This is a genomic window from Aquirufa sp. (assembly GCF_044377215.1).
GTDB lineage: Bacteria > Bacteroidota > Bacteroidia > Cytophagales > Spirosomataceae > Aquirufa.
In genome coordinates this window covers 23,185-49,623 of the sequence record NZ_JBILJM010000002.1, presented here as the reverse complement: position 1 = coordinate 49,623, position 26,439 = coordinate 23,185, and the positions used below count along the sequence as shown (strand labels likewise).

Annotated in this window: 24 protein-coding genes and 2 tRNA genes; 19 read left to right on the top strand and 7 right to left on the bottom strand. The window is 38.4% G+C overall.

Annotated features, from left to right (window positions below; all coding sequences use genetic code 11):
• Positions 1-381: 381 nt before the first annotated feature.
• The 5 genes from ACIQ6T_RS01385 to ACIQ6T_RS01365 all read left to right on the top strand — a co-directional run bounded on the left by ACIQ6T_RS01385 (position 382) and on the right by ACIQ6T_RS01365 (position 5,538).
• Positions 382-1,317: a dihydrodipicolinate synthase family protein gene (locus tag ACIQ6T_RS01385; protein ID WP_395783457.1), complete on the top strand. Its 936-nt coding sequence runs from the start codon at positions 382-384 to the stop codon at positions 1,315-1,317.
• 5 nt (positions 1,318-1,322) lie between these two features.
• Positions 1,323-2,282 (top strand): hypothetical protein, encoded by a 960-nt coding sequence (locus tag ACIQ6T_RS01380; protein ID WP_395783455.1) that lies wholly within the window; start codon positions 1,323-1,325, stop codon positions 2,280-2,282.
• A 39-nt stretch (positions 2,283-2,321) separates the two neighbouring features.
• Positions 2,322-3,365, top strand: a complete 1,044-nt coding sequence (locus ACIQ6T_RS01375; protein WP_395783453.1) for a hypothetical protein — start codon at positions 2,322-2,324, stop codon at positions 3,363-3,365.
• A 40-nt stretch (positions 3,366-3,405) separates the two neighbouring features.
• Positions 3,406-4,701, top strand: a complete 1,296-nt coding sequence (locus ACIQ6T_RS01370; protein WP_395783451.1) for a spinster family MFS transporter — start codon at positions 3,406-3,408, stop codon at positions 4,699-4,701.
• Positions 4,702-5,232: 531 nt separating this feature from the next.
• Positions 5,233-5,538, top strand: coding sequence for a DUF3817 domain-containing protein (locus ACIQ6T_RS01365; RefSeq protein WP_395783449.1), 306 nt, complete (start codon positions 5,233-5,235; stop codon positions 5,536-5,538).
• A gap of 186 nt (positions 5,539-5,724) precedes the next feature.
• On the opposite strand, the gene ACIQ6T_RS01360 is transcribed toward ACIQ6T_RS01365, so the two are convergent.
• Both ACIQ6T_RS01360 and ACIQ6T_RS01355 read right to left on the bottom strand, forming a co-directional pair.
• Complete coding sequence (locus ACIQ6T_RS01360; protein WP_395783447.1) at positions 5,725-6,639, bottom strand: phytanoyl-CoA dioxygenase family protein; 915 nt, start codon at positions 6,637-6,639, stop codon at positions 5,725-5,727.
• Positions 6,640-7,028: 389 nt separating this feature from the next.
• Complete coding sequence (locus tag ACIQ6T_RS01355) at positions 7,029-8,543, bottom strand: VCBS repeat-containing protein (RefSeq protein ID WP_395783445.1); 1,515 nt, start codon at positions 8,541-8,543, stop codon at positions 7,029-7,031.
• Between the two features lie 475 nt (positions 8,544-9,018).
• Between ACIQ6T_RS01355 and ACIQ6T_RS01350 the strand changes: the two genes are divergently transcribed.
• Genes ACIQ6T_RS01350 through ACIQ6T_RS01340 form a run of 3 tightly spaced genes read left to right on the top strand, consistent with a single transcriptional unit; the run spans position 9,019 to position 12,511 of the window.
• Positions 9,019-9,975: a zinc-dependent alcohol dehydrogenase family protein gene (locus ACIQ6T_RS01350; protein WP_395783443.1), complete on the top strand. Its 957-nt coding sequence runs from the start codon at positions 9,019-9,021 to the stop codon at positions 9,973-9,975.
• Between the two features lie 22 nt (positions 9,976-9,997).
• A complete protein-coding gene (locus tag ACIQ6T_RS01345) occupies positions 9,998-11,179 on the top strand; it encodes an alpha/beta hydrolase family protein (RefSeq protein WP_395783441.1) in 1,182 nt (393 codons plus the stop codon).
• A gap of 42 nt (positions 11,180-11,221) precedes the next feature.
• Positions 11,222-12,511, top strand: a complete 1,290-nt coding sequence (locus ACIQ6T_RS01340; RefSeq protein WP_395783439.1) for a nucleoside hydrolase-like domain-containing protein — start codon at positions 11,222-11,224, stop codon at positions 12,509-12,511.
• Between the two features lie 95 nt (positions 12,512-12,606).
• Here ACIQ6T_RS01340 and ACIQ6T_RS01335 read toward each other — a convergent pair.
• A tRNA-Lys gene (locus ACIQ6T_RS01335) sits at positions 12,607-12,679 on the bottom strand.
• Between the two features lie 222 nt (positions 12,680-12,901).
• Between ACIQ6T_RS01335 and ACIQ6T_RS01330 the strand changes: the two genes are divergently transcribed.
• The gene (locus tag ACIQ6T_RS01330) at positions 12,902-13,552 is read left to right on the top strand and encodes a hypothetical protein (RefSeq protein WP_395783437.1); all 651 of its coding nucleotides are present in this window, start codon (positions 12,902-12,904) and stop codon (positions 13,550-13,552) included.
• Here ACIQ6T_RS01330 and holA read toward each other — a convergent pair.
• Entirely contained in the window at positions 13,549-14,589 is a 1,041-nt protein-coding gene (gene holA, locus ACIQ6T_RS01325) for a DNA polymerase III subunit delta (protein WP_395783435.1), read from the bottom strand. The genes ACIQ6T_RS01330 and holA overlap by 4 nt on opposite strands.
• Before the next feature lie 217 nt (positions 14,590-14,806).
• Between holA and ACIQ6T_RS01320 the strand changes: the two genes are divergently transcribed.
• Positions 14,807-15,319, top strand: coding sequence for a peptidylprolyl isomerase (locus tag ACIQ6T_RS01320; protein WP_395783433.1), 513 nt, complete (start codon positions 14,807-14,809; stop codon positions 15,317-15,319).
• Between the two features lie 70 nt (positions 15,320-15,389).
• Complete coding sequence (locus ACIQ6T_RS01315) at positions 15,390-15,851, top strand: deoxycytidylate deaminase (RefSeq protein WP_395783431.1); 462 nt, start codon at positions 15,390-15,392, stop codon at positions 15,849-15,851.
• 105 nt (positions 15,852-15,956) lie between these two features.
• On the opposite strand, the gene ACIQ6T_RS01310 is transcribed toward ACIQ6T_RS01315, so the two are convergent.
• A tRNA-Met gene (locus ACIQ6T_RS01310) sits at positions 15,957-16,030 on the bottom strand.
• Between the two features lie 130 nt (positions 16,031-16,160).
• On the opposite strand from ACIQ6T_RS01310, the gene ACIQ6T_RS01305 reads away from it, so the two are divergent.
• The 6 genes from ACIQ6T_RS01305 (at position 16,161) to menD (ending at position 23,149) form a co-directional block, all read left to right on the top strand.
• The gene (locus ACIQ6T_RS01305) at positions 16,161-16,553 is read left to right on the top strand and encodes an START-like domain-containing protein (RefSeq protein WP_395783429.1); all 393 of its coding nucleotides are present in this window, start codon (positions 16,161-16,163) and stop codon (positions 16,551-16,553) included.
• A gap of 1 nt (position 16,554) precedes the next feature.
• Positions 16,555-17,985, top strand: coding sequence for an LptF/LptG family permease (locus ACIQ6T_RS01300; RefSeq protein ID WP_395783427.1), 1,431 nt, complete (start codon positions 16,555-16,557; stop codon positions 17,983-17,985).
• Between the two features lie 68 nt (positions 17,986-18,053).
• The gene (gene rpsO / locus ACIQ6T_RS01295; protein WP_395783425.1) at positions 18,054-18,329 is read left to right on the top strand and encodes a 30S ribosomal protein S15; all 276 of its coding nucleotides are present in this window, start codon (positions 18,054-18,056) and stop codon (positions 18,327-18,329) included.
• A 117-nt stretch (positions 18,330-18,446) separates the two neighbouring features.
• Positions 18,447-20,582, top strand: a complete 2,136-nt coding sequence (pnp, locus tag ACIQ6T_RS01290; protein ID WP_395783423.1) for a polyribonucleotide nucleotidyltransferase — start codon at positions 18,447-18,449, stop codon at positions 20,580-20,582.
• Between the two features lie 54 nt (positions 20,583-20,636).
• On the top strand, positions 20,637-21,500 hold the full coding sequence (locus tag ACIQ6T_RS01285) for an RNA polymerase sigma factor RpoD/SigA (RefSeq protein ID WP_377982372.1): 864 nt from the start codon (positions 20,637-20,639) through the stop codon (positions 21,498-21,500).
• A 14-nt stretch (positions 21,501-21,514) separates the two neighbouring features.
• Entirely contained in the window at positions 21,515-23,149 is a 1,635-nt protein-coding gene (menD, locus tag ACIQ6T_RS01280) for a 2-succinyl-5-enolpyruvyl-6-hydroxy-3-cyclohexene-1-carboxylic-acid synthase (RefSeq protein WP_395783421.1), read from the top strand.
• Here menD and ACIQ6T_RS01275 read toward each other — a convergent pair.
• On the bottom strand, positions 23,135-23,872 hold the full coding sequence (locus tag ACIQ6T_RS01275; RefSeq protein WP_395783419.1) for a tetratricopeptide repeat protein: 738 nt from the start codon (positions 23,870-23,872) through the stop codon (positions 23,135-23,137). The genes menD and ACIQ6T_RS01275 overlap by 15 nt on opposite strands.
• 46 nt (positions 23,873-23,918) lie before the next feature.
• Here ACIQ6T_RS01275 and ACIQ6T_RS01270 point away from each other — a divergent pair, with 46 nt between their 5' ends.
• A complete protein-coding gene (locus ACIQ6T_RS01270) occupies positions 23,919-24,356 on the top strand; it encodes a peptidylprolyl isomerase (RefSeq protein WP_395783417.1) in 438 nt (145 codons plus the stop codon).
• Between the two features lie 32 nt (positions 24,357-24,388).
• Positions 24,389-24,592: a hypothetical protein gene (locus tag ACIQ6T_RS01265; RefSeq protein ID WP_395783415.1), complete on the top strand. Its 204-nt coding sequence runs from the start codon at positions 24,389-24,391 to the stop codon at positions 24,590-24,592.
• Here ACIQ6T_RS01265 and ACIQ6T_RS01260 read toward each other — a convergent pair.
• Positions 24,589-26,358 (bottom strand): M61 family metallopeptidase, encoded by a 1,770-nt coding sequence (locus tag ACIQ6T_RS01260; RefSeq protein ID WP_395783413.1) that lies wholly within the window; start codon positions 26,356-26,358, stop codon positions 24,589-24,591. The two genes, ACIQ6T_RS01265 and ACIQ6T_RS01260, sit on opposite strands and share 4 nt — an antisense overlap.
• Positions 26,359-26,439 lie beyond the last annotated feature (81 nt).

The following is a 26,439-nucleotide window of genomic DNA, read 5'->3' as shown; positions in this document are numbered from 1 at the left end:
AAGGACTGTTGGACACGATTAGTAAACGGTGCCAATAGAAATAGAGATTCCTTTCACACCCCATGCATTTCTTTCGAAGAGCCACATTTATTTCTTTCTAAAAATTTGATCTCTATGATACGCTATAAATTCCTTTTCAGGTGCATGGTACATAATAAGTCGTGCCTGAGATCAAATTTAAGGCAGTGAATACAAAAGGTAAAAAAACTACCCTTGACATCAAAATTGAACTTAAATTCAGCTTTGGTATATAATTTTCGTGTGAATTAGGTAGAAGATGTGTTTTCGATTTTTAGTAAAAAGGCTTAATAAGCTAAATCGACTGATCTAAATTTTAAATAATAATGTTTAATTTAGAAAAATTTTAATTTTTCAAATAACATGTTTCCATACCCAAAAATCAAAGGTTTAATTGCAGCGGTATTTACTCCTTTTCGCCCAGATGGAAAGATTCATTTGGACCTAATTCCAGCCTATGCCGACCGATTAAAGAGTCAAGGAGTCGCCGGCGTTTTTGTCAATGGTTCCACGGGAGAAGGGATGTTATTAACGATAGAGGAACGAAAAGCCATCATTGAAAAATGGATGGAATTTAGCGATGATAATTTCAAAATCATCGTACATGTAGGGAGTTCCAGTATCGAAATAGCCAAGGACTTAGCCGCTCATGGGGAGAAAAATGGCGTATACGCCGTGGCTTGTATGGCACCTAATTTTTTCCCTTCCTCAGATATAGATGTGATGGTTGACTTTTGCAAGCAAGTAGCCTCATCCGCGCCCAATACCCCTTTTTACTATTACCATTTACCCGCTGTTACAGGTTCCCATATCAAGGTAAACCAATTATTCAAAAAAGCATCTGGGATTATCCCCAACTTAGCTGGTGTTAAATTCACCCATACCGACTACATGGATATGCATCAATGCATAGCCTTAGAAAATGGTCGATTCGACATCTTGCATGGACATGATGAGATTTTGATTAATGGCCTTGTCCTAGGTATCGAAGGAGCCATTGGCACTACTTTTAATTTTATGCCTGGGGTTTACCATGCGATTTTGAATGCGTATTCTAATCAAAATTATGCCTTGGCCCGTAGCCTTCAAATGAAATCAATTGAAGTCGTAGAAATCATGTTAAATCACGTAAACGCAATCGTGGGTGGAAAAGCAATCATGAATATGACCGGTTTGAACTTTGGTGTATGTCGAAGTCCTTTACGTAATTTAAATCCAGAGGAATTAAAGCGATTAAGAAGGCAGCTAGAAGAGGTCGATTTTTTTGATTCAATCATTTCCCTAGATGGAAGAAAATGAACCTATTGACCTTATTTCTTACCATTAGCATGTGGCTTGGTCAGGTAGGTCAACCAGCTGAATTGCCCACAAAATCAAATCAAATCCAAGCCTTAATCCAAGTGGCCCAATGCAAAAACTTTTGGGTTTCTGTCCACGCCATTGAATTTCTAGCAAAATTAGGTTTAAAAAAAGAGGCCGAGAAGTTAGCGTTGACCCAACTTAAACCCTTTGAAGAAACCCCTGAGAAACGAATTGGATATTGGCGCGCCCAATTCCTCGCTTCCAGCGAAAGCACACAGCGCAACTATTGGTTAACTAAAATCAAAAAAGCCTATTTAACTAGTTCTGGGCCCGATCGAATTCATGCAGCCGAATCATTAGCCAAACTTGGCGTTTCCTTCAAAAATTTGAATCAGGCAGTGGTTCGTCAGGACCTTAATTCTGAGGGCATGATTTATTCATTTACCCGTTGGGGCTATTCGCTGGGAAATCATCCCCATGAAATTCCAGACTACACAGCCCTGCTCAAGGAAATAAGCAATGAAAATCCCAAAAACCGAACTTTAGCCGCCTATACCTTCGGATTTTTATTGCCCAAAATGAATACAGCTACTTGGAAATCCTTTGCCAGCTCCGCGTTGAAAGAAAATCCAAATTCGGAGGCCTATGCCTACCTAATAGGTGGCGCTTATGTTCATTACAAACAATCCAAGCACCATTCAGATGACCTATTTCAAGAAATAAGGAAATGCCTCCTTCACTTTGAACATTCAACCAAAAAATCAGAAAAAATAGAATTATGCAAGGCCCTAGCGACTTCTACCTCCGCAGAGGACCGGATGATTATTGAACGAATACAATTATCCACTAGACCTATCAACATGGATTCAACGACCTCTCAAGACCCCGCTGAGGCTGATTATTTAGATATTAAAGCCGCAGCAGCTTATGCCTGGTTACAAATGCAAGCCAAAAAAAATTAAATAAACCAATTAAATCCTATATTTTAAAATCAATTTGTTATGAAACTACGTCCACTTATTTTCATTTTTATGTGCTGTGCCTTTTACCTTAAAGGACAAGCATTGGAAAATGTACAAATCACCAAAATTTGGGACAAGGGAGAGCATAACGCATTTACCGATTTGATTCGCTTTAAAGGTCATTTTTATTGTGTTTTCCGTGAAGGATCAGGCCACGTAGGTGGAAGCGATGGAAAAATTCGCATCCTAGAATCGAAGGAGGGTAAAACCTGGAATGAAGTGGCCTTATTGGAAAAAAAGGGCTTTGATTTACGCGATGCAAAATTATCGATTACGCCCGAGGGTCGAATCATGGTCATCATCGGTGGGAGTATATATGTCAATAAAATTTTAAAAGGTAGAATCCCGCATGTATCTTTTTCCAATGCGTCAGGCTCGGCATTTTCAGCACCAGAACCTATTGAAATCGACCCCTCCATCGTTTCTTGGGGTGATTGGATTTGGCGAGTGACCTGGCACAAAGGCATCGGATATGGAATCGATTATCAGGTCGGACCCGATGAAAGAAAGGGCCCTACTTCACTTTATCTCGTAAAAACACGTGACGGAAAAAAGTTCAGCAAGGTGTCTAAACTCGAAGTTTCAGGGTTCCCAAATGAGGCAACCATTCGCATAGACAAACAAAATACCATGTATGTCATGATTCGAAGAGAATTAGAAGATAAAATGGGCGTCATGGCAAAGAGTACCTTTCCTTTTGAAGATTGGACCATTCAAAAAATGCCCATGCGCCTTGGTGGCCCGAATTTTATATTTGACAAAAATCAAGCAAATATCATAGCTGCGACAAGAATTCATGAGGGAACAACCATGTCGACCGGCATTTTTGTCAAAAAGGGCTCAGAGGATTTTAAGGAAATCATCCGATTGCCTTCAGGTGGCGACACGAGTTATGCAGGAATGGTCACGTATGGCAACTATTTATGGGTTACCTATTATTCCTCCCATGAGGGAAAAACATCGATTTATTTAGCCAAAATATCAAAATCATATCTCAAAAAAGTCATACATCAACTAAATTGATTAATTCTCAAAAGAGTTTCTCATTGAAAAACGAGCCGATATGTCCATAAACCATAAGCCTGATCAAGCAGTTCCAGTGTATGAGGTTGAGCAATCTCTAAAGACTAGCTTATGGTCAAAGGAATGGCTTATTGTTTATTCATTATGCTTGGTTGGGCTTCTGAATTACCTCGATCGCACGATGTTGAGCACGATGAGAAGTTCGATTGTTGAAAAAATTCCGATGAGTAATGCACAATTCGGGTTGTTGACCACCGTATTTTTATTATCCTACGGGATTTGTAGCCCCATTGGAGGTTTTTTAGCTGATCGGTTTCAAAGGAGTCGGGTAATTATTTTTAGTTTATGCATTTGGTCCGTGGTCACTTGGTTGACATCTTATGTAACGGATTTTAGTATACTATTGCTGACTAGGGCTGTTATGGGTATCAGTGAGGCCTGTTATTTGCCGGCAGCCTTGGCACTAATTACGGATTATCATGGCAATAAAACGAGGTCTTTAGCCGTAGGAATCCATATGACGGGCATTATCGCGGGGCAAAGTTTAGGCTTTGTGGGGGGGTGGTTGGCCGAAATGCATACATGGAATTATGCTTTTTATTTATTTGGTATAGTCGGTATAGGATATGCTTTGATATTAGCATTTTTCCTCAAAGACAAACCTGTTAGCAAGGAAGAATCCTCCAGCCATCGTAATGAAGAAAAAAAGATCGATTTTTTCCAGGTGATGAGCACCTTAATGACTAATCTCAATTTTACGCTGTTACTTGGATTTTGGTGTTTATTGGGAATTGTTGGCTGGCTGATTATGGGCTGGCTACCCACGTATTATCAAGAGCGTTTTCATGTTTCTCAGGGAATTGCAGGCTTATATGCGACGGGTTATTTATATCCTTTTTCGATGGTTGGGGTTGTTGTCGGTGGCTTACTGGCTGATCGCTGGAACCAAAGCAATAAACGAGCGCGAATACTGATACCTGCGATAGGCCTATTGATCGCAATTCCTGGTGTTCTATTAGCCGTGAATACCCAATACATTGAAATAGCGATTTTAGGATTTATGATGTATGCCTTTACCAAGGTATTTTCGGATGCGAACCTGATGCCAATTTTGTGTACGATTATTGATGAAAAATACCGGGCTACCGCCTATGGAATTTTAAATTTATTTGCATGTGTGGTGGGAGGAATCGGCATTTATGCGGGAGGAATGCTCCGAGATGCTCAGATTTCGATGGATTATATTTTCCTCTTTGCTTCCTTTGTAATGCTACTTTGTCTCGTGCCTTTGGCCCTTATTTATTTTAGAAACAAAACGGAAAAATTAGCGGGGTAAATTCCAAATTATAATCATTTGGAATACCTAAATTAATTATTTCAAAGGCTTGCCAAGAGGGGAGTTTATTCGGGATTAATGATTAAAAATTGGGCAAGCAAATTTAATCCCAAGAAGTGGTTCCACTAAGAGTAGAATTTAGTAATTAGAGTAAATTTAAAAGACATTCGAAGACCAAAATGTGACGAATTGAAGATCAATCCATCCATTATGGGATTGTTTTATGATGCTGCAGCTCGTATTCAGTTACGTAATATAAGGGATCGCAGAATTACACCATAATGAGATTACAGCAGAAGCATGGCAGAAAACGGCTTTATCTACTAGAAGATGTTACTTAATCGACTTTTGTTTACCAAGCATTGAATTATCATAAGAAATTGAACAAGAGAATTTTACATAGGAGGATAGTAAAGTGGGCCAACAAAATTTTGGCGTTGTTTGTTTACGCATTCTTTGATTACGTTCAAAATCATTTTCAATGGATGATTCCTTAAATTAGTATTTCATCCTTTACTTAAACATGACACAATGATTAAAAATTTATTAAAAACGGCAATAGGAAGACTACGCATTATCGCATTTTTGGAAGGTTGTTCGTTTTTACTTTTAGGATTTACGATGATCTTGAAATACAAATATGCGATGCCTCAGCCCAATTACATCGTTGGTTTAGCCCATGGAATTCTTTTTGTTATTTACGTCGTTTTACTGCTTCAAGTTTCATTTTTACATCGATGGAACCTACTGAAAATAGTTGGTGCTTTTGTAGCTTCACTCATACCTTTTGGCACTTTTTATGCGGATAAAGCACTATTTAGACAAATTGATATATAAAATACTTTACAAACATGTTCACACTCAAAAAATGTGAATGACCCATAGAGTCAGACGAATTGGCAATATTCAATTTCCAAGAATAAAACGAATGATAAGTTACCTATGTACTTCAATAAATAGTGAAATTAAATTTCTCCATTTAAATCAAAACTGAAAATATCTCGAGAAAGAAAAAAGCAAGTTTTAGGTAAACAAATCTTTTTGATGCGGTAATAAAGGATTTGAATAAATAGTAACTCCATTATACTTATCCGGATTTGCTTCCACCTCAGATGCTCTTCGGTGATAAGGATTTCCTTGGACGGTAGAATAGTGTACAACAAAAGATTTTCGTGTTTTTTGGATATCATTTATCGGCATTCCCCCATGTGCTAATGCTCCATGCCAAATCAAAACATCTCCTTTTTTTATAAGTAAAACCTCTTTTTTAATATTAAATTTCGCGCATGTTTTAATTAGGTAGTTAGAAAATTCAGCTGGACTAAATAGTGATTTGTTGGGATCAAATAATATTCCTGAATTCCCAAAATCAAATTTTGGTATTCGATGTGATTTGGGATAATAAAAAAGAGGACCTGAATCCACATGTACATCCTCCATTGGAATCCATGCCGCAGCTAAGTGACTTGGAATTTTAGTCGTAACCCAAGGAAAATCTTGATGAACATCTTGCTGACTACTATATTTAAAAATCAAACTTTGAAATACACTTACTTCTGGAGCTAGACTAGCCTGCAAAAATGGCGTTAAATTAGGATGAGTGATTAATTTTTTTGCAGGAACAGAACTATCATGGTAATCAATAAACCGAGTTCCTACATCTCTAAGTTTTTCTTTGGGTATGAGTCGAATTGGTGTTTCCTTATGATCATTGAACTGATAAACGAGTGCATCGATATCAAACTTTTCATTGTGATCAGTTATGTATTCAATTTCACTCCAAATCTTATCAAATGCATCAGGAGGTAAGCAATTTTCTAGTACGACATAACCAAATTCCCTAAAAAAATTTAATTTATCTTCTAAATCATAGGGCAGATTTTTATATGGAGCTATATTTTTTTTTACAACTTCAAAAGAATAATCTTCACGATCCAAATAAGGCAACGTATCAAGTTCAAAGTTTAAAATCTTGGAATTTGTAATTCCAAAAGCTGTATTTAATTGAAATTGAAATCTACCAATCTGCTATTTGAATGATTTCTTCCATTTTCTCAAAAGATTTTTAACATCTTCTCTCATTATAATCTGAATTTTTAGTTCAAAATTATTTTTTTTTTCAAATTTTCAAATGACCGTTAAATAATTTTTCAAAATTAAAGCACTTGTCGAAAATAGAGATTTGTGAGATTTTAAAAATAAAAATGGTATCAATAAATACCCATTAGGATTCAAAAACCAAAAAAATTATTCTCGAATGTAAAAAAGTCGATAATCTAAATCATATAATTTAGCAACGCCGCTATGATTTATAAAGATGAAGAAACTTACTTCATTTTTAAAATAACAATTTCTGCCGCCTTGGGGAAAGGAGAGGGCCAAAATTCTTCGAAGCGTAAAAACTTATAGCCTTCTGGTGTTGACTCCAATGGATAGAACAACTTGCCGATAAAACTGGTAAAATCTTTACCGAAAATATCTTTCACTTCTTGCGGATTGGCAAATGTGTTATTCCCTGTATTTAAATAAATGGATTTAGTCAATGGGCCATAAGAGGACGATGTCCACTCTCCATCATTGCCATAATAGGTAAACAGATCAGCCAAACCATCTCCATTAAAGTCATTTACAATGGCATCTCTTCCCTGAAAATCAAACATATCTGTTGAGCTGCTAATCGTTTTTCCGTTATCTGAGGTAGTTAAAATAGGTGTTTTTTTGCCCTGGTAATCTTCTGGAAAAATCAAGATTCTTTTCCCTTTCGCATTTGAAATTTCGACAAGGTCGTGAATTTCATAGGGTCCCATTTTATTATTAATAACGTTTGTAGTATTGGCCATCGGATCCCATGCCCACAAGGAGCCTTGGTCATTTCGATAGGTTGCGCACATAACTTCCAAAAAAGGATCATCGTCCAAATTGGTAAATAGAACACTTCCAACGCTATCTAATGGCTTTTCTAATGTAATAATCTCGAATTTCCCTTGGTTATTTTTCAATAATGAAACCGTATTATCTGCAGGTACGCGCTCTGAGGCAGATGACCAGCGTTGAGAAATGATATCTAGATCTCCATCATTATCATAATCCCCTACATCTGCATGGTGATAAAAGAGCTTCTTATCTGTAATTCCTGGAAAATTCTGTTTAATAAACCCATTAGCAGAACCATAGTACATCAACAAATAGCCACCTTCCCAGCGTCCATTTATCATACTATTCTCTTGGCCGTGATCTACCAAAAACAAATCCACAAACCCATCTTTGTTGAAATCTTTGACGATTAAAGGGCTTTTAGGATAACCAACTTCACTTATTGTTTTAAAGATGGTTTTAGTCTTGTCAACTATTTTTTTAGCTTTTTCATCAAACTGAAATATGCGCAAATAGTCAACTTTCGTTGTTTTTAAATCCGCAAATGGGATAATCAAATGCGGTACATCATTTATTTTTATATACGCTAATCCTTCGGGTGAGGGTGGCAATACGGGTTCACTAAATTCCGTGTAACTAAAAGTTAAGTTCAGGTCTTGCTTGACAAATTCCGCTTTAAGCGAAATGTCCTTGTCCATGACTAATTTTAATGGATTCTCACTTTTACCGTTACTCCAACCAGAAAAATTGAAAAAATTATTTGGCGTTGCCCGAATGGTTACTTCCGTTCCTTTGGAATAGGTACCTTCTGCAATATCTACTTTACCACCGGCACCAGCCTCCACTTTTAAAACAAATTTGACCTCAGGTTGAGTAGGCTGACTTGTATTAACAACTGGAGTAATTTCGTCTTTTGAGCAAGATGAAAAAAGAAGTGCAAGAAGTAAAAGGTTTTTTGCGTTGACCATTTTATAAATGAATTAACAAAAAAAATGGATTTTTTGTTAATAATCAAAATAAATGAATCAAATCTTAGTAGAGGGATTTAAATCCAAAAAGCCACAGAATTCTTTGAGGCTTTGTGATCCCGATGGGGCCTGTAGATTTAAATAAACTTGATAATTATCTTTATCCCAACTTCCAAGAAGTTAATACTTTTTAATAATCAATATTAAAAACTTTGACTAATTCGCTTATACAAGAGCAGGTATATTAATTGAAGTTAGTGTAAATGCTTAATCAAGCGAGCCAATAAATATTATAATTCTATAATTTTTTGGTTTTTTTATCATTTATTGAAACAATTTTTCCTTTATCAACATCAATAACAACTTCGATGAGGGCTACTTGGTTTGTTAATAAAAATGAATGCATGTTTGAAAATTTTAAACAATTTAATTATCAACTATGGTAATTTACCTCAGAATTCAACAAAAAATATAGATGAAACAAGTTATATTTAAAGAGACTGGTTTGCCAGAAAGCGTATTACTATTAGAAGAAGTAGCCATTCCTGAGCCTCGAGCGCATGAATCTTTAATCCGAATTACAGCTAGAAATATTAATCCATCTGACATCATGTTCATCCAGGGTCGCTATGGAATTACGGCAAAATTACCTAGCAGTGCGGGTTTTGAAGCGGCAGGAGAGATCGAAAAATCAGAACAATATCCGAAAGGAACTCGCGTAATATTCACGGCCATAGGCACTTGGAAAGAGTATATTTGCGTACCCACGGCCCAATTGATACCCACACCCGAGGGGATGAGCGATGATGTAGCTTGCCAGGCCTTTGTGAATCCCATTACCGCCTATGGGATGTTGGAGACCAGTGGTTTACAAAAAGGCCAATGGCTTTTAATTACAGCAGGAGCCTCAGCTTGGGGGAAATTAGTGATTCAAATGGCTAAGATGCGCGGCATACAGGTGATTTGTACGGTTAGAAATGGAGCACAAAAACAAGCTTTATTGGATATAGGAGCCACCATCGTAGTAGATGTCCAAACGGAAAACCTTGGTAAAATAGTGCGTGCAGCAGCAGAAACGGGCGTTGACGCTGTTTTTGACGCCGTCGGTGGAGAGCAAGGAGCCAAAGCGCTTGCTTGTTTAAAAACAGGAGGGAGCATGTTGGTCTTCGGATTATTAAGTTTAGAACCCATTCCTTTAAACTCGGGCTTATTAATTTTCAAAAATTTGAAAATAGAAGGTTGGTGGTTAACCTCTTGGTGGGAAAAATTAGGCCAAGAAGGTATAAATAAGGCCATAAATGAAGTTTTCACCTATTTAATGACGCAGGAGGTCCATGTAGATGTTCAGGAGAAATTTGCGTTATCTGAATTCAAAGAAGCCGTAATCGCGTATCAAAAAGAGGGCAGAACGGGAAAAATATTAATTTGTTAAAGGAGAATAAAAACCTACAGCTATGAAAAATAAATTTATTGTCAGTATTTCTTTGATGATATGCCTTGGAAGCACACAGATTATGAAAGGACAAACGAATCAAAATGCAGTGTCGACTGATTTATGCCGAGGAAAATATTTCACGGAGGTTCAGGGAGCAGAATTTTTGAATACACACGTGCCTGTGTCAAAAAAAGCCTGGGAAAGCAGGTCGAAATTGATCGTCCAACAAATAAAAGAGGGGATGGGCTTACAAAAATTTCCAGCTAAATTAAAGTCAAAAGCAGTCATCCATAGTAAAAAAGAGTTTGATGGCTATACCATCGAAACTGTCTATTTTGAGAGCTTGCCAGGATTTTATGTCACAGGAAGTTTATATAGACCTACTAAAAAATATGCTACTTATGCGGGTATTTTATGTCCTCATGGTCATGATAATCAATTAAAAGGACGTACCAGAGATCAAACGCAAATCCGTTGCGCTACCTTAGCCCGCATGGGAGCCGTTGTATTTGCCTGGGATATGGTTGGGTATGACGATAGCAAGCAATGTTCACATGGCATTGCGTCTTCGTTAAAATTACAAACGATCAATAGTGTTAGGGCATTGGATTTCTTATTGGATTTACCTTCGATCGACAAAAATCGGATTGGCATTACCGGTGAATCAGGTGGGGGAACGCAAACGTTTTTATTAACGGCTCTAGATTCTCGCATTAAAGTATCTGCGCCCACGGTCATGATTTCATCTCATTTCTTTGGCGGATGTAATTGTGAGAGCGGTATGCCCATTCATAAGAAAGGCAATTATCAAACCAATAACGTAGAAATAGCTGCATTAATGGCACCTAAACCTATGTTGATGATTTCAGATGGGGCCGATTGGACCCAAAATACACCTAAGGTTGAATTTCCATTCATGCAAAAGATTTATGCATTATACCAAAAAGAAAACCTGGTGGAGAATGTGCACTTAGCCAAAGATGTACATGATTATGGGCCCAATAAGCGCATGGGCATGTATCCCTTCATGGCTAAATACTTATCCTTAGATTTATCAAACGTCATGGATGCAGATGGACATATAGATGAAGGTCCTTCCAAAGTCCTAAGCCCAGCTGAATTGAGTGTATTTAACGAAGCATATCCATTGCCTGCTAATGCAGTAAAAGGGGATGTGGAAGTGATGAAATTAGTGCAATAAATATTTAAAATAAAGCTTACTGGCTTAGATAAATTTGAATAGATGAAGGGGTTACTAGTGTTTTTAAGTATTTATTTGACAGCCACAGGAATAGTAGCTCAAAAGCTTGTTCCTCAAAAGCCTAGAATTCTAATCAGTACGGATATTGGAGGAACAGACCCCGACGATAACCAATCCATGGCGCATTTATTGATGTATGCGGATCGCTTCCAACTAGAAGGATTGATATCATCGCCTTCCTACGGAAAGGGGAGTATCGCTGAGATTTTAAGAATGATTGATTTGTATGAAAAAGACTTACCAAAACTTAAAAAACATACAAAAGGCTACCCTTCACCTGAATTTTTACGTTCGATTACCAAACAAGGGCGTCATGGAAGTGCACCTTACAAAGGTTATTTAAGTGCGACTGAGGGTTCGAATTGGATTATAAAGTCTGCCAAAAAGAAAAGTGGCCAACCCGTATGGGTGTTGGTTTGGGGAGGTTTGGATGATGTGGCACAGGCCTTGCATGATGCACCAGAAATTCAAAGTAAGCTTAGAGTTTATTGGATTGGGGGACCTAACAAAAAGTGGGGGGCCAACAGCTATTCCTATATAGCATCTAATTTTCCTAAGCTTCATTTGATCGAAGTTAATTCCAGCTATTATGGTTTCTTTTCAAAATCGGATCTTTTAGATGAGATTAATCCTTCCAATTATTATGAAAAACACATTCGGGGAGCTGGTGAATTGGGTAAAGATTTTAAAAACTATTACCAGGGAGAAATAAAAATGGGAGATACCCCATCACTTCTCTACATGATGGACGGAAATCCCGAAAATCCTACGAAAGCTAGTTGGGGTGGCCAATTCACCACCATTTCACAAAGTCCACGAGTTATTTTTGATCGAAGCACAACGCTCAGCGATACAGTAGCCTTTTGCACATTGGTTGAATTTCATTTCAAAGGGCCTGAAATTTCTATATCGAAAGATTCAGCATGTTTTTGGATGGAGACTAGCTATAAAGATCATGTCCAAAAATGGCCCGGGTATTATTTGGGTCAAGGAAATTATGGCTTAAAATATGTGCCAAAGCAGGCAGAAACCATTTCGTATCGCTTTAGTAGTATGATCGTTGGCATAGCATTATCACCAGGCCAACTCGTTGTCACGAATACGTGGCCAGGAAAAAAGAACCCTATGGATTTTCGTTTAGGCGATTACTGGTATACAGATAAGCCAGAATTAAATTTATATGAAGGAAAGATACAAGGGGGTAAAACTGTCCATAGATGGCGTAATGACGTATTAAATGATTGGGCCAAACGCTGGGAGTGGTTAAAATGAGGTAGTTTCGAAAGAATTATTTATTAGTTTGAACCTTGACCTACAAAAAAATGTCTGTAAACTATTGGTTTACAGACATTTGATTAAAATTAAAGTGATCCCGCTGGGATTCGAACCCAGGACCCATACATTAAAAGTGTATTGCTCTACCAACTGAGCTACGGAATCATCAAGCTTGCGCTTGTTATATAAAATGGTTCACGCTGGAACCGAAAGGAGATTCGATCACTGACCGACTCTCATTTGCATTTAAGGCATTTTATTGCCTTATTGCGGTGCAAAACTAAGACGGTTTTTCGAATTATGCAAGCAAGGCTTCTAAATAAAATTATATTTTTTTCTATTTTTTTGTTGGCCTACTGTCAAAGCGCTTACAGCCAAATAGATAGAATGCAAATAAAAATAGCAGATTCTCTATTTCAGGCGAACAGACTATTAGAAGCGGAAAAAATATACCGTTTAAATCTTCCTAAAGCACTTGCGGAGTCTGAAAATATCAAACTAAAATTGGCATTTATCTCCAAAGCAAAAAATGATTGGTTAAGTGAATTATACTTTTTGTCTAGTATTCACGCAAAACAAAATTCGCTGGCAATCGCTAAACGCTTGGAGGAAATAGGAGTAAAGCGCAACCTAACTGGGTATGAAGTAACGCTGATTGATCAAATTGAATGGATTTATTTTGCGCTATTCCCCTACGTCACCAGCATATTAGTTGGCTTAGGTCTCTACGGAGTACTAATTCTCATTTTCAAATTTCGCCGCCGCAGACGCCTCAGAAAGGTTCAAATTATATATTTAATGGCCTATTTTTCATTTGTTCTCCTTTTCGCAAATTTTCCTGGATTTTTACGCTATGGAATTATCACGAGTGAAAAAGCCTATTTACGCGAATTTGCTTCGGCGGCAGCTCCCGTTAAAAAAATCCTACAAAAAGGGAATCGAATAAACTACTGGAACACGAAAGACGTTTGGGTGACTTGCCTACAAGATGGCCAAATAGGCTATATAAAAGTCAATGATTATTCTCCCATCGACTAGAGATGTAAAATCTCAAAGCTTAAATCCAAGATTATTTCACGCTCGGATACTGCATGACCGATTACCCCTTTCACTTTTAAATCCGCATTTTTGATTGCTTCTAAAATTCGAACAACTTTAGCTAGGGAATAATTACGTTTGGCATTCAGGTAATCACGAACGAAGTAGGGATTTACTCCGATGTTTTTGGCAATTTCTGCGTCCGACATAGAACCCAAATCATGTACCTGAAGCACCTTCATGAAATAGTTAAATAACATGATTAACATAGGAGGGACCGGATTCTGCTTTGTATTCTCGGCAAAATAAAAGGCAATTTTTTGTGCTTTGGCAATGTTACGCGATGAAAGCGCATTTTGAAATTCAAATATGTTGTATTCGCGGCTAATCCCGATGAATCGCTCAATCTCTTCAGCACCTACCTCGGATCCGTGCGGCAAATTGATAACTAATTTATCGGCCTCGTGCGCCATGCGTTGCAAGTCGGCACCCACAAATGAAACCATTAATTCAACGGAAGCTGCTTGGATAGTTAACCCTTTCTGTGCCAAGTAATCCTTGAGCCAGGCACCCACTTTATCTTCTTTAATCTTTTTGGAGCATACAATTACTCCAAGTTTATCCGCAAGCGCGAGCACCTTTGCTTTTTCGGCAACTAGATTCTTTATTGTAAAAATAAGTACTGTTGAATCCGTGGGCCTTTCGCAATAATCTTCCCACGCCTTGAGGTCATCATTTCCTTTAACTTCTTTACCTTTTGCCAAAGCCTCTAAGAAACTAGCTTCTTTGACAATAATCACCTGCCGCTCAGCCATCATCGGATACCGACGCGCATAGGAAATTACGGAGCCCATTGTCTGATCTTTACCAAATAACACAAACTGATTAAAGCTCTTCTCATCCTCCCGCAAAATCCCATCTTCTAGTGCATCAGCCACCTGATCAATAAAAAATGGCTCATCTCCATGAATGATATAGATAGGCGCAAATTTCTTGGCTTTAATGTCTTTAAGTACGTCTTGAGGGGATTTTTGCATGGGGTGCAGTTGTCAGTAGTCAGTAATCAGTGGTCAGTTGTCAATAGAGAGTGGAAACGTTTGAAATTTTGTTTTCAAAGATAATTAATTTTTATGACTGATAACTGAGTCCTGACTACTGATTACTGACTACTGATTACTGACTACTGATTACTGACTACTAGTGACTTTCAACTCTTTTTCCCTATCTTTACGCCCTCATTCAAAACATGATTACATGCAAATTGCACCTAATACCGTTGTTTTTATCTCATACGAACTTGCTTTCCCAGATGAAAATGGCCAACCAGACGTTGTTGAGATTGTAGATGAGAACGAACCAATGGTATTTATCCACGGATTAAGCGGACTTCCTGAAAGCTTTGAGGCTAATTTATTGGGCCTGAAAACGGGGGATACCTTTAATTTCAATATTGCCGCTGAAGATGCCTACGGTAACCTAGATCCTAATGCCATCATATCATTACCGAAATCCATCTTTGAAGTGGAAGGACAAAAAGCCGACGACATCCTTGTCGTAGGTAATTACATTCCCATGACAGATGATCAAGGTGAACGCATGCAAGGCCTTGTTGTGTCTATTGGAGATGATAACGTGATGATGGATTTCAACCACCCTTTGGCAGAAAAAGAATTAATTTTTACAGGTAAAATCATTAAACTAAGAGAGGCAACTGCCGACGAACTTGCACATGGTCACGTGCATGGCGAAGGCGGGGTGCATCATTAAAATTAGACTTTAGACGTTAGCTTTATAATCTGCTGTCCAGCGTCTAACGTCCAACGTCTGACGTCCAACTATGAAACCAACCTTCGATTCCATCTACATGGAGCTTGCGGAAAAATTAGCCTTACGTTCGCATTGTACGCGCGCGCAAGTAGGAGCGGTGCTGACCAAAGATACCCGAATCATTTCAATTGGGTACAATGGTCCGCCCCAAGGAACACATAATTGTGACGAAGATTTTCATGAAGAAGGCGGATGTCCAAAAGATTCGAAAGGATCATGTTCACTTGCTCTACATGCAGAACAAAATGCCATTTTATATGCCTCAAAAAATGGTGCTTCTATCGAAGGATCAACCATCTACGTGACACTTTCCCCTTGTATTTCATGCGCACGCATTATTTACAGCATGAAAATTAAACGTGTGATTTACCTCAATAGCTACGCTGCTTACAAAGGCTTAGCCTCCGACGAAGGAGTCGATTTCTTGAAAAAATTTGGGGTAGAGGTATTGGCTTACAAAGACATATTGTAGATACGCGATACCTCGCGTCTTTGTTTCGTAATAGACGCGAAGTATCGCGTCTCTACAATCCAACGTCCAAAAAAAAAGACCCCACAAACGTAAGGTCTTTTTTTGTAGCGGGGAGCAGAATCGAACTGCCGACCTTTGGGTTATGAATCCAACGCTCTAACCATCTGAGCTACCCCGCCAAAACATGGTGCAAATGTAGTTGAAAGCTAGTACAGTCACAAATATTTTATGAATACTTATTAAATTTGGGACAGATTTGGGAATTAGGCAAGATAGTTTACCTTTGTTTATATCAATAAAAGTAGGCATATGGGACAGCAACATTTTGAATTCGAATATGAGATAAAAGCCTCTCCAAAAGTACTTTATCCGTATATCAGTTCCGCTTCCGGGCTTCAGCAGTGGTTTGCGGAAAAAGTAACCGTCAAAAATTCAGAGCTGTTCATATTCAACTGGGACGACGAAACCCATACGGGACATTTAGTCCAAAATAAAGTTAACAAATCCGTTAAATTCGACTTTTCAAGTGCCGATCAAGCACCTTTAAGCGCATTCATTGAAATTAAACTCGACGTAAGTGAATTAACAAACGCCACTTATTTGAAAATATACGACAGCGCATCAACGTTCAAAAGTCCTGCTGACGCGCAAGAATTATGGGACTATCTTACGGATAAACTAAAAGAAATAGTCGGAAGTTAGTATGCGTAAAATTGACAAACTCGTATTACAAGCATTTTGGGGGCCTTTTGCACTTACCACCTTGGTTGTCATTTTTATTTTCCTGCTCCGATTAGTTCTTTTTTATTTCTCTGATTTGTTCGGAAAAGACCTCGGATTCTTTATCTACATCGAACTCTTCTTCTACTTTTCACTGATTACACTTCCGTTAGCATTACCGCTTTCCATATTACTTTCTTCCCTGATGACCTTCGGTAAATTAGGTGAAAATTTCGAGTTGACAGCGCTTAAAAGTGCCGGTATATCCATTATCCGCATCATGCGACCTATTTTCATTGCGGCCATTGGCCTAAGTATTTTCATGTTTTGGTTTAATAATGTGGCACTACCCTGGGCCAATTTAAAAGGTTGGGGACTACTTTACGATATAAAAACCACCAAAACTACTTTGAATATAAAAGAGGGTATTTTCTATTCAGACTTGCCCGGTTATTCAATTAAAGTGGCAAAAAAATATCCCGATAATAAAACGCTCAAAAGCCTTATTATTTACGATCATACCCACAATGATGGAAATCGCCATGTAACACTTGCGGATTCAGCTCAGATGTACACCATTTTAAATAAAAAATACCTGATTTTCGAGCTATTTAATGGAAAAGACTACGTAGAGGACGCCGATCGAGGAAGTAATTTAAATGCAACTGATTTGGCATTACACCAATTCAAAAAGAGTAAAATTGTCATGTCACTTGAAGCTTTTGACATGCACAAAACAGAAGACAACCAATTTGCCCACCATGAAATAATGCGAAGTAACGTGCAACTCGACGAAGACGAAGATTCCCTGCGCCATGTGATAAAAAATATCAAAAATGGTTTTCCAAAGGCATGTGGGCCTAATTTTATTTATTTCTTTCACCCCGTTCGTTATTCATATAAGACCTTGAAAAAAACCAACTGGGTTGCTGCACGAATCGATTCAGGAGTAAAAAAAAGAAATAGAGATTTATATGATTTGGTGGATCAGCAGATCACCAACATGGAAGTATTTGGTGAAACGAATCGTGTGAATTTGGAATCAAAACAAGATAAACTATTGAAAACACGGTTAGAATGGCACAGAAAATTCACGACCTCACTCGCTATTTTAATTATGTTTCTAATCGGTGCACCATTAGGCGCCATCATCAAAAAAGGAGGATTTGGCATTCCTGTCGTCGTAGCCGTGTCCTTTTTTATCTTGATGTACATCATGAGCCAGCAAGGCGACAAGATGGCAAAAGAAGGAAAAGTCCTCTTGGAAATCGGTGCATGGATTTCAAATACCATCCTAACGCTTATAGGAATCTACTTTCTACGCATCGCCGTGAATGACTCTCGCTTATTCGAAGCAGATAATTATTTGGTTATTTGGAGTCGCTTCAAACAAAAATGGCAACGCCCCAATTGATTTGCAATTCTAGATAAATAGAAGTACTTTTGTGGATTAATTTTTCAAACATTATAAACTGGTAAAAGATGTATTTGTCACCCGAAGTAAAACAAGAGATTTTCGAATCAAAAGGGAATGCAAAGTCTAAAATCGATACTGGTTCTGCTGAGTCGCAAATTGCGTTATTCACTTTCAGAATCAATCATTTGACTGAGCACCTAAAGAAGAACAAAAAAGACCATAGCACACGCTTAGGGCTTTTAAAATTAGTAGGTAAGCGTCGTCGCTTACTTGATTACCTTACACGTACTGAGATTTCTCGTTACCGTGCGATTATCGCTGAATTAGGAATTCGTAAGTAAACAATTCAACAGGGTTTCATGTCGATGGAGCCCTGTTTTATTTAATTTACTCCGTTTGAATTCTTCAAACATTACACTTCTTCACGCGAGGTTGCGTGAAAATTTTATCCGAAACGTATGTCATTTAACATCATTACAAAGCATATTTCGATGCCAGATGGCAAGGAAATCCAAATTGAAACTGGCAAATTAGCCAAGCAAGCGGATGGAGCTGTTGTCATAAAGTCAGGAAATATGATGTTGCTAGCCACTGTGGTAGCAAACAAAGAGGCCAAAGAAGGAGTAGATTTCCTTCCATTATCTGTAGATTATCAAGAAAAATTTGCGTCTAACGGACGTATTCCTGGTTCTTTCTTAAAAAGAGAGGCCCGTCTTTCTGATTATGAAATCCTTATCTCGCGTTTAGTAGACCGTGCATTACGTCCTACTTTCCCAGATGATTATCATGCAGATGTTCAAGTTTTGATCAACTTAATTTCAGGTGATGCTGAAGTTTTACCAGATGCTTTTGTAGGCTTAGCAGCTGCTGCTGCTCTAGCCGTATCAGATATTCCGTTCAACGGACCTATTTCTGAGGTACGTATCGCAAAAATCAATGGTACATATAAAGTTAATCCGAGCGTTAGCGAATTAGCCGGCGCCAGCCTAGAATTAATTGTTGCTGCAAATGCAAACGATATCTTAATGGTGGAAGGTGAAGGAGATGAAGTTTCAGAAACAGAAATGTTAGAAGCTTTACGTATCGCACATGATGCCATCAAAATTCAATGTAAGGCATTAAATGAGTTAACTGAAGCTTGTGGAAAAACAGAAAAACGTACGTATTCACACGAATCACACAACGAAGAGTTGCGTGCTGAATTGTGGAAAAACTACTACGAGAAGTATTTGGCAGTAGCTAAATTAGCTAATCCAAAGAAAGACGAGCGTAAAGCTGGCTTCAAAGCTATTGTAGACGAATTTATCGCTACGTTGCCTGAGGATCATTTGGTTAATCTTTCGTTGGCAAAAACATATTTACACGATATCGAAAAAGAAGCAGCTCGCCAACTAGTTTTGCAAGAGCGCTACCGTTTAGATGGCCGTAAATTGAACGAAATACGTCAAATCACTTGTGAAGTAGATTATTTACCTACTCCGCACGGTTCTTCTGTGTTTACTCGTGGAGAAACACAATCGTTGACTACAGTCACGCTTGGAACTAAGATGGATGAGCAAATCATCGATCAACCAATGACGCAGGGATACAATAAATTTATGTTGCACTACAATTTCCCAGGTTTCTCAACAGGAGAAGTTAAGCCAAATCGTGGGGTAGGACGACGTGAAGTAGGACATGGTAACTTGGCCATGCGTGCGATTCGTAAGGTTCTTCCAAAAATGGAAGATTTTCCGTACACATTACGTATTGTCTCAGACATCTTGGAATCAAATGGTTCTTCGTCGATGGCAACAGTTTGCGCAGGAACATTAGCCCTTATGGATGCTGGTGTTAAAATCAAAGCGCCAGTTTCAGGTATTGCAATGGGTTTAATCTCGGATGCAAAAACTGGAAAATATGCAGTTCTTTCCGATATTTTAGGAGATGAGGATCACCTAGGTGATATGGACTTCAAAGTAACAGGAACTGAAAACGGAATCACAGCTTGCCAAATGGACATTAAAGTTCAAGGTTTGTCATACGAAGTTTTAGCTGAAGCGTTAACGCAAGCCAAAGAAGGTCGTTTACACATCTTGAATGAAATGAAAAAGGCGATGCCTGCCGTTCGTGAAGAATTCAAGCCACAAACTCCACGTGCTACCGTTATTAAGATCCAAAAAGATCAAATCGGTTCAGTAATCGGGCCTGGTGGTAAAGTAGTTCAAGATATCCAAAAACAATCCGGTGCCACAGTTACCATCGAAGAAAAAGAAGACGGAGGATACGTAAGTATATTCTCTTCAAATGGAGATGCTATGGCACATGCGGTTCGCATGGTAAAAGGAATCGTTACACTTCCTGAAGTAGGCGAGATCTATGAAGGAAAAGTGAAAAATATCCAAGCTTTTGGTGCTTTTGTCGAGTTCTTACCGGGAAAAGACGGTTTGTTGCACATCTCTGAAATTTCATGGGATCGCATTGAAACGATGGACGGTGTTTTCAAAGAAGGAGATCGAGTTCAGGTTAAATTGGTAGAAGTAGATAAGAAAACGGGTAAATTCCGTCTTTCTGCAAAAGCACTACTACCAAAACCAGAAGCAAGCGCTGAATAAATAATTTATGGGCAAAAGAAAACCTTTTGCCCATTCAATCTGTTGTAAAATCCTATGAGACAGCTAAAAATTAGCAAACAAATTACCAACAGGGAAAGTCAATCGCTTGACAAATACCTGCAGGAAATCGGTAAGGTGGATTTATTGACACCGGATGAAGAGGTAATACTCGCACAAAAAATCCGAGAAGGAGACCAATTATCCTTAGAACGTTTGACGAAAGCCAATTTACGTTTCGTGGTATCGGTAGCTAAACAATACCAAAATCAAGGTCTTAGCCTTGGTGACTTAATAAACGAAGGAAACTTAGGTTTGATCAAAGCAGCACAACGTTTTGATGAAACGCGTGGATTTAAATTTATCTCATACGCTGTATGGTGGATTCGTCAATCCATCCTACAAGCTTTGGCTGAACAATCTCGTATCGTTCGTTTGCCATTGAACCGCGTAGGATCCCTAAATAAAATCTCGAAAACATTTTCTGAACTCGAGCAAAAATTTGAACGTGAGCCTTCACCCGAAGAATTAGCCGAAGTATTGGAAATTTCTACCGGTGAAGTTGTCGATACCTTAAAAATTTCTGGTCGACATGTTTCTATGGACGCACCATTCGTTCAAGGTGAAGAAAATTCATTATTAGACGTTTTGGAAAATGATTCGGAAGACAAACCTGATTCGGGTTTGATCAACGATTCATTACGCCGTGAGGTACAACGTGCATTATCCACGTTAACCCAACGTGAGGCTGATGTCGTAACCTTATATTTTGGCTTAAATGGTGAGCACGCGATGACCCTTGAGGAAATTGGTGAAAAATTCAACTTGACACGCGAACGCGTAAGACAAATTAAAGAGAAAGCCATTCGCCGCCTCCGTCATACGTCACGCAGTAAAGCCCTAAAAACTTATCTTGGATAAATTAAAAGCCTCTTATGAGGCTTTTTTTTGCTATGGCATACCCTGATGGACTTGTGGATTTGATTGATGGTTTGCACCAACAAGGTGTAAATGAGGCAATTATATGCCCAGGTTCTCGAAACGCACCTATTATGTTGGCCTTAGTTCGTCACGGTGGTTTTCACTGTTATTCCATCTCAGATGAACGTTCAGCTGGTTTCTTTGGTCTTGGCCGCGCATTGAAAACGAAAAAACCAGTAATTATCTGCTGCACCTCAGGTTCTGCGGGTCTCAATTTTGCTCCGGCTGTAGCTGAGGCATTCTTCCAAGAAGTTCCAATCATTGTGCTAACTGCAGACCGCCCAGCCGAATGGATTGGTCAGTGGGATGGCCAGACAATCTACCAAGAAAATCTTTTTGGCAAGCATGTCAAACATGCCGAAAGCTTCATTCCCTTTCAACCAAATCAGCTCGTGGAAAAAGCCATGGCAATTCCACAAGGGCCAGTACACATGAATGTACCCATCGCTGAGCCGTTTTATCCAACAAGCGGAGAGGCATTACCGCAAATTCGGGAACCTCAGGCAGTTGAAGCCTATAAAACCCCTGAATTAGATACCGATTTTGATGTAAATCCAGATGCTTCACTACTTATCACCGTTGGCCAAAGACAATTCAATCAAGCTGAGAATAAATTATTTGCCCAATTGGCGCTTAAAGGGATACCGGTTGTAGGTGATGCAACAGCAAATCTACCTTCGGAATGCCAATTGCATCATGATTTAATTTGGGCTAATGAAGCGAATTTATCTTCGTTCCAACCAGAATTTCATATTCATTTTGGTAAATCGTTTGTTAGCAAACGCATTAAACAATTTCTGAGAAACCATAAGCCCAATGCATCATGGTTGGTGCACCCAAATCCCATCGAACAACCTGATCCATTTCAATGTCTAACACGCGTGGTGAAAGCGAAATCGGAACAGGTGTTAGCGTCCTTGTGCCAACAAACCCTTAGGGGGGTATCGGCTGTAAATAGTGCAAAAAACAGGGTAGAGGCGATACAGGAGACCTATTTTAAAAAAGAAAGTTGGTCAGAGTTACTTATTTACAACCAGTTGATTGGAACTATAGACGCTCAGGATTCTGAAGTTCACATAGCTAATTCATTGGCGATTCGATACGTCAATTGGACAGAAAAAGTATTTACTCAAACTGAAGTATTTTCAAACCGTGGTACAAGCGGAATTGATGGATGTCTTAGTACGGCGATCGGAGCGAGCCAAAAAACAACAAAATTAGTTATCTCGCTGATAGGTGATGTGGCTTTTCAATACGACCGCAATGCACTTTGGAATTCGTATGTAGGTTCGAATGTTCGCATTATCATTTTCAACAATGCTGGAGGAGGTATTTTTGGCATATTAGATGGAGCAAAAGACCTTCCAGAGCTAGGTGAATTTATGATAACGCATCAGCCATTTAGAGCTAAAAATACAGCTTTAGATGCTGGAATAGACTACTTAGAAGTTCATAATTGGAATGAATTGAATCAAGAACTCAGCCATTTTTTTGAGCCAAGCGATCGTGCAAAAATCTTAGAAATTTGTACCGATTCAACTAAAAATACGGAGGTATTACAAGGTTACATGAGCTTATTCAAGCATTGATTTTTTTTGAATTCGCTCCCAATTCTTCACATATAATGGGTTTTTAGGATCAACTGCTAATGCTTTTTGAACATATTGCTTCGCCAGTACCCAATGCATCCGCTGAATCTCCACATATCCCAAATTATTATAAATTAAGTCTTGGTATTTCCCTTGTTTCAATGCGTGCTTAAACATCTTCTCCGCTAGATCCAATTGATCTAATTCTTGAAAAACCACACCTTGATTGATCATCGTTTCTACCGAAAGGGAATCAATAGCTAGTGCACGATCATACGAAACCATCGACTCATTCCACATTTCCTTTTGCATCTGAATATTGCCATGAAGTGTCCAATTGGCTGCAGAATCAGGGAAATTCTTAATTAGCTTAGCAGATTCAGTAATGGCCAAATCATATTTTTCCAAATTTTGAAGAGTTTCAGCCAATTTAAACAGGGCAGGGGCAAATTTGGGATCTTGCGTGTAAGCAATTGTAAAATCAGCTAAGGCCTCATCATTTTTCTCGAGCTGTTGGTATACTAAACCCCGATTATAATACGCATCTGGAAATTCCTTTTGCTTCTTAATTGATTCTGTATACCACTTAATAGATTCAAAATATTCCTTTTCTTTAAATTTGGCGTTACCGCGCAGAAAAAAATCAGATGCTTCTTTTTTTGATGTGTCTGATTGACAAGAGACTACTAAAATCGCGAACATGCATAAAAAGAGGTACCTCATAATGGATATAATTTTTATCTTTGTGCCTCAAATTTAATTAATTAAGATGGCATACGCAGAAATGTTAACCGATAAAGGGTTAATGAAAATCGAATTTTATACAGAGGATGCTCCAATTCACTCAAAAAACTTCATGGATTTAGCTGAAAAAGGGTTTTATGATGGACTTACCTTTCACCGAGTAATTGCAGATTTTGTGATTCAAGGAGGGTGTCCAGATGGCACTGGAGCAGGTGGTCCTGGTTATTCAATCCCATGTGAATTAACTGGAAATAATCAGTTTCATGATCGTGGAGTACTTTCAATGGCGCATCGTGGATTAAATACGGGAGGATCCCAATTTTTCATTTGTCACTCACGTAACAACACAGCGCACTTAGACCGTAAGCATACATGCTTTGGTAAAGTTGTTGAAGGCTTAGACATAATCGATCAAATTCGCGAAGGGGATGTGATTCAAAGTGTTAAAATCATTCACGACTAGTGCATTTTATTAAAGAAATACCGCATGAAAATATGCGAATCTCACTTTTTGAATGGAACTCAAAATACATTTTGAAATTTGAGACGCCTCAGCTCGAGCAAAGTTATAAATTCTCGGTTCTAGACTTTTCAGGCCAAAAAGAAATAGAGGAGCTGGCATCCAGCTCCTCCTTTCAAAATTTTGTCATAACGACCTTTCAGCAGATGTATGCTGAAATGGGGAAACAAATCAATTAAAGACTCAACCACTTTTTGCGTAACATCAATTGAGAATCAGTTGGATTGTCAACTGATTTAACCTCGAAAGCTTTCAAAGGAGTTTGCGTCACTTTCAGTTCAAAAGAACGCTCTAAACCGTCACGCTTCACTTTAAAAGTTAGTAAATCACCAACTTTCTTGTCGGCCATTAGCTTATCTAAACCAACAAAATCTGTTTGGTTTACCTGTACAATTTCATCACCTACATTCAATCCTGCTATAAATGCTGGACCGGCTTTAAAAATCGATGTAATGCGATTGTTTAAAACCGATAAACCCGCGTAAGGTATTGATTTACTTAAATTTGCATCAGTCCATGTATAACCAAATTTGGCAAAAATACCTGTATAGTCCGGTGTTTTAATGCCATAAATATGGTCCTTGAAGAACCCAGCAGCAGATGTGCCGGCAACTGTACTGAAAGCATTTTCCAATTCTGCATCGGTAAAACCACGCCCTTGCTTCAAATAATAGTTCGCATAAAGCAATTTAAATACATCATCTAAACATTTGGCCCCAGCTGTTTTTTGAATAATCCACATGTTTAAAATACCACCTAACAAGGATCCCTTGTCATAATATGAAACAGAAGAGTTGCGGGAATTTTCGTTTGGACGGTAGTATTTAATCCATGCATCCCAACTAGCGGAAGCGGCAGATTCAACAGATGCACCAGGTGTATTTTCAACTGAAGAAATGTCTTTACCCAGATCAATTAAATAAGCATCTGAAGAAACCATTTTTGTCCGAAGATTGATCACTTCAGCATAATAACTAGTTATACCTTCAGAAAACCAAAGATTGTGCGTGTAATTTTCTTGCTCATAATCGAATGGCCCCAAGGCAATTGGACGAATACGCTTCACATTCCATAAGTGAAAATACTCGTGCGCTAATAAATTTATGACACCTTGATAGCCGCCAGGTGTTTCATAGGCTGTTCTAGAAACGGAACACGTAGTCGAATACAAATGCTCTAATCCACCTGTACCACGTTGAATGTTATGAATTATAAATAAATAATGGTCACAAGGATGCGTGCCAACCACATTTTGGGCTTCTTGCGCCATCTTAGTTACATCGGCGATAAATTTGACAGAATCTACTTTAGTTTGGCCAAAGAATGCAATTTGGTGTGGAATGTTATTGACTTTAAAATCCCAAACCTTATGATTGCCTATTTCAATAGGTGAATCAAACAATTCATCCAGGTCTTTGGCGATATACTTGAAGCCACTCACATTTTTCAGGGCGGTTGACACTTTTTTAAAGTCCTTATGCGGAATAATTTCAAGTTCCTGTGGACCTTTTGCCCACTTCGCGACATACATTAGCATATTGGCAGGGTTAATATAGCCATGTACGTCATCTAAATATGAGGTCCGTACCGATAATTCAAAAGCATATACCAAATAATTTACTTGCACTTTTTTCATGCCGGGAACAATAGAAATCCGCCACGTATTTTTAGAAATTTTGTTGATAGGTAAGGAATTCCCATTTGCAGTAGCACTAACCTGCTCCACATTCCGGGCGAATTCACGAATCAAATAGGACCCTGGCGTCCAAGCTGCCATCTTAAGGTCAATATACTTGGCGTTTTCTTTACTCACATCTAAAGTCGTTGTGACTTCAAAATAATGAGATTGTGGATTAGACATTTGAATCAAGTGCTTGATGGGAGCAGCGCTCAATTCAAACCCCAGAATAAATAGGCTTAGAATTGCTAATTTCTTCAGTAACATTGATTTATAGTTTATAAGGATGAAATAGAAAACCTAAAATTAATAAAATAGGCCGTATCTCCTATGAAATAGCTATTAATT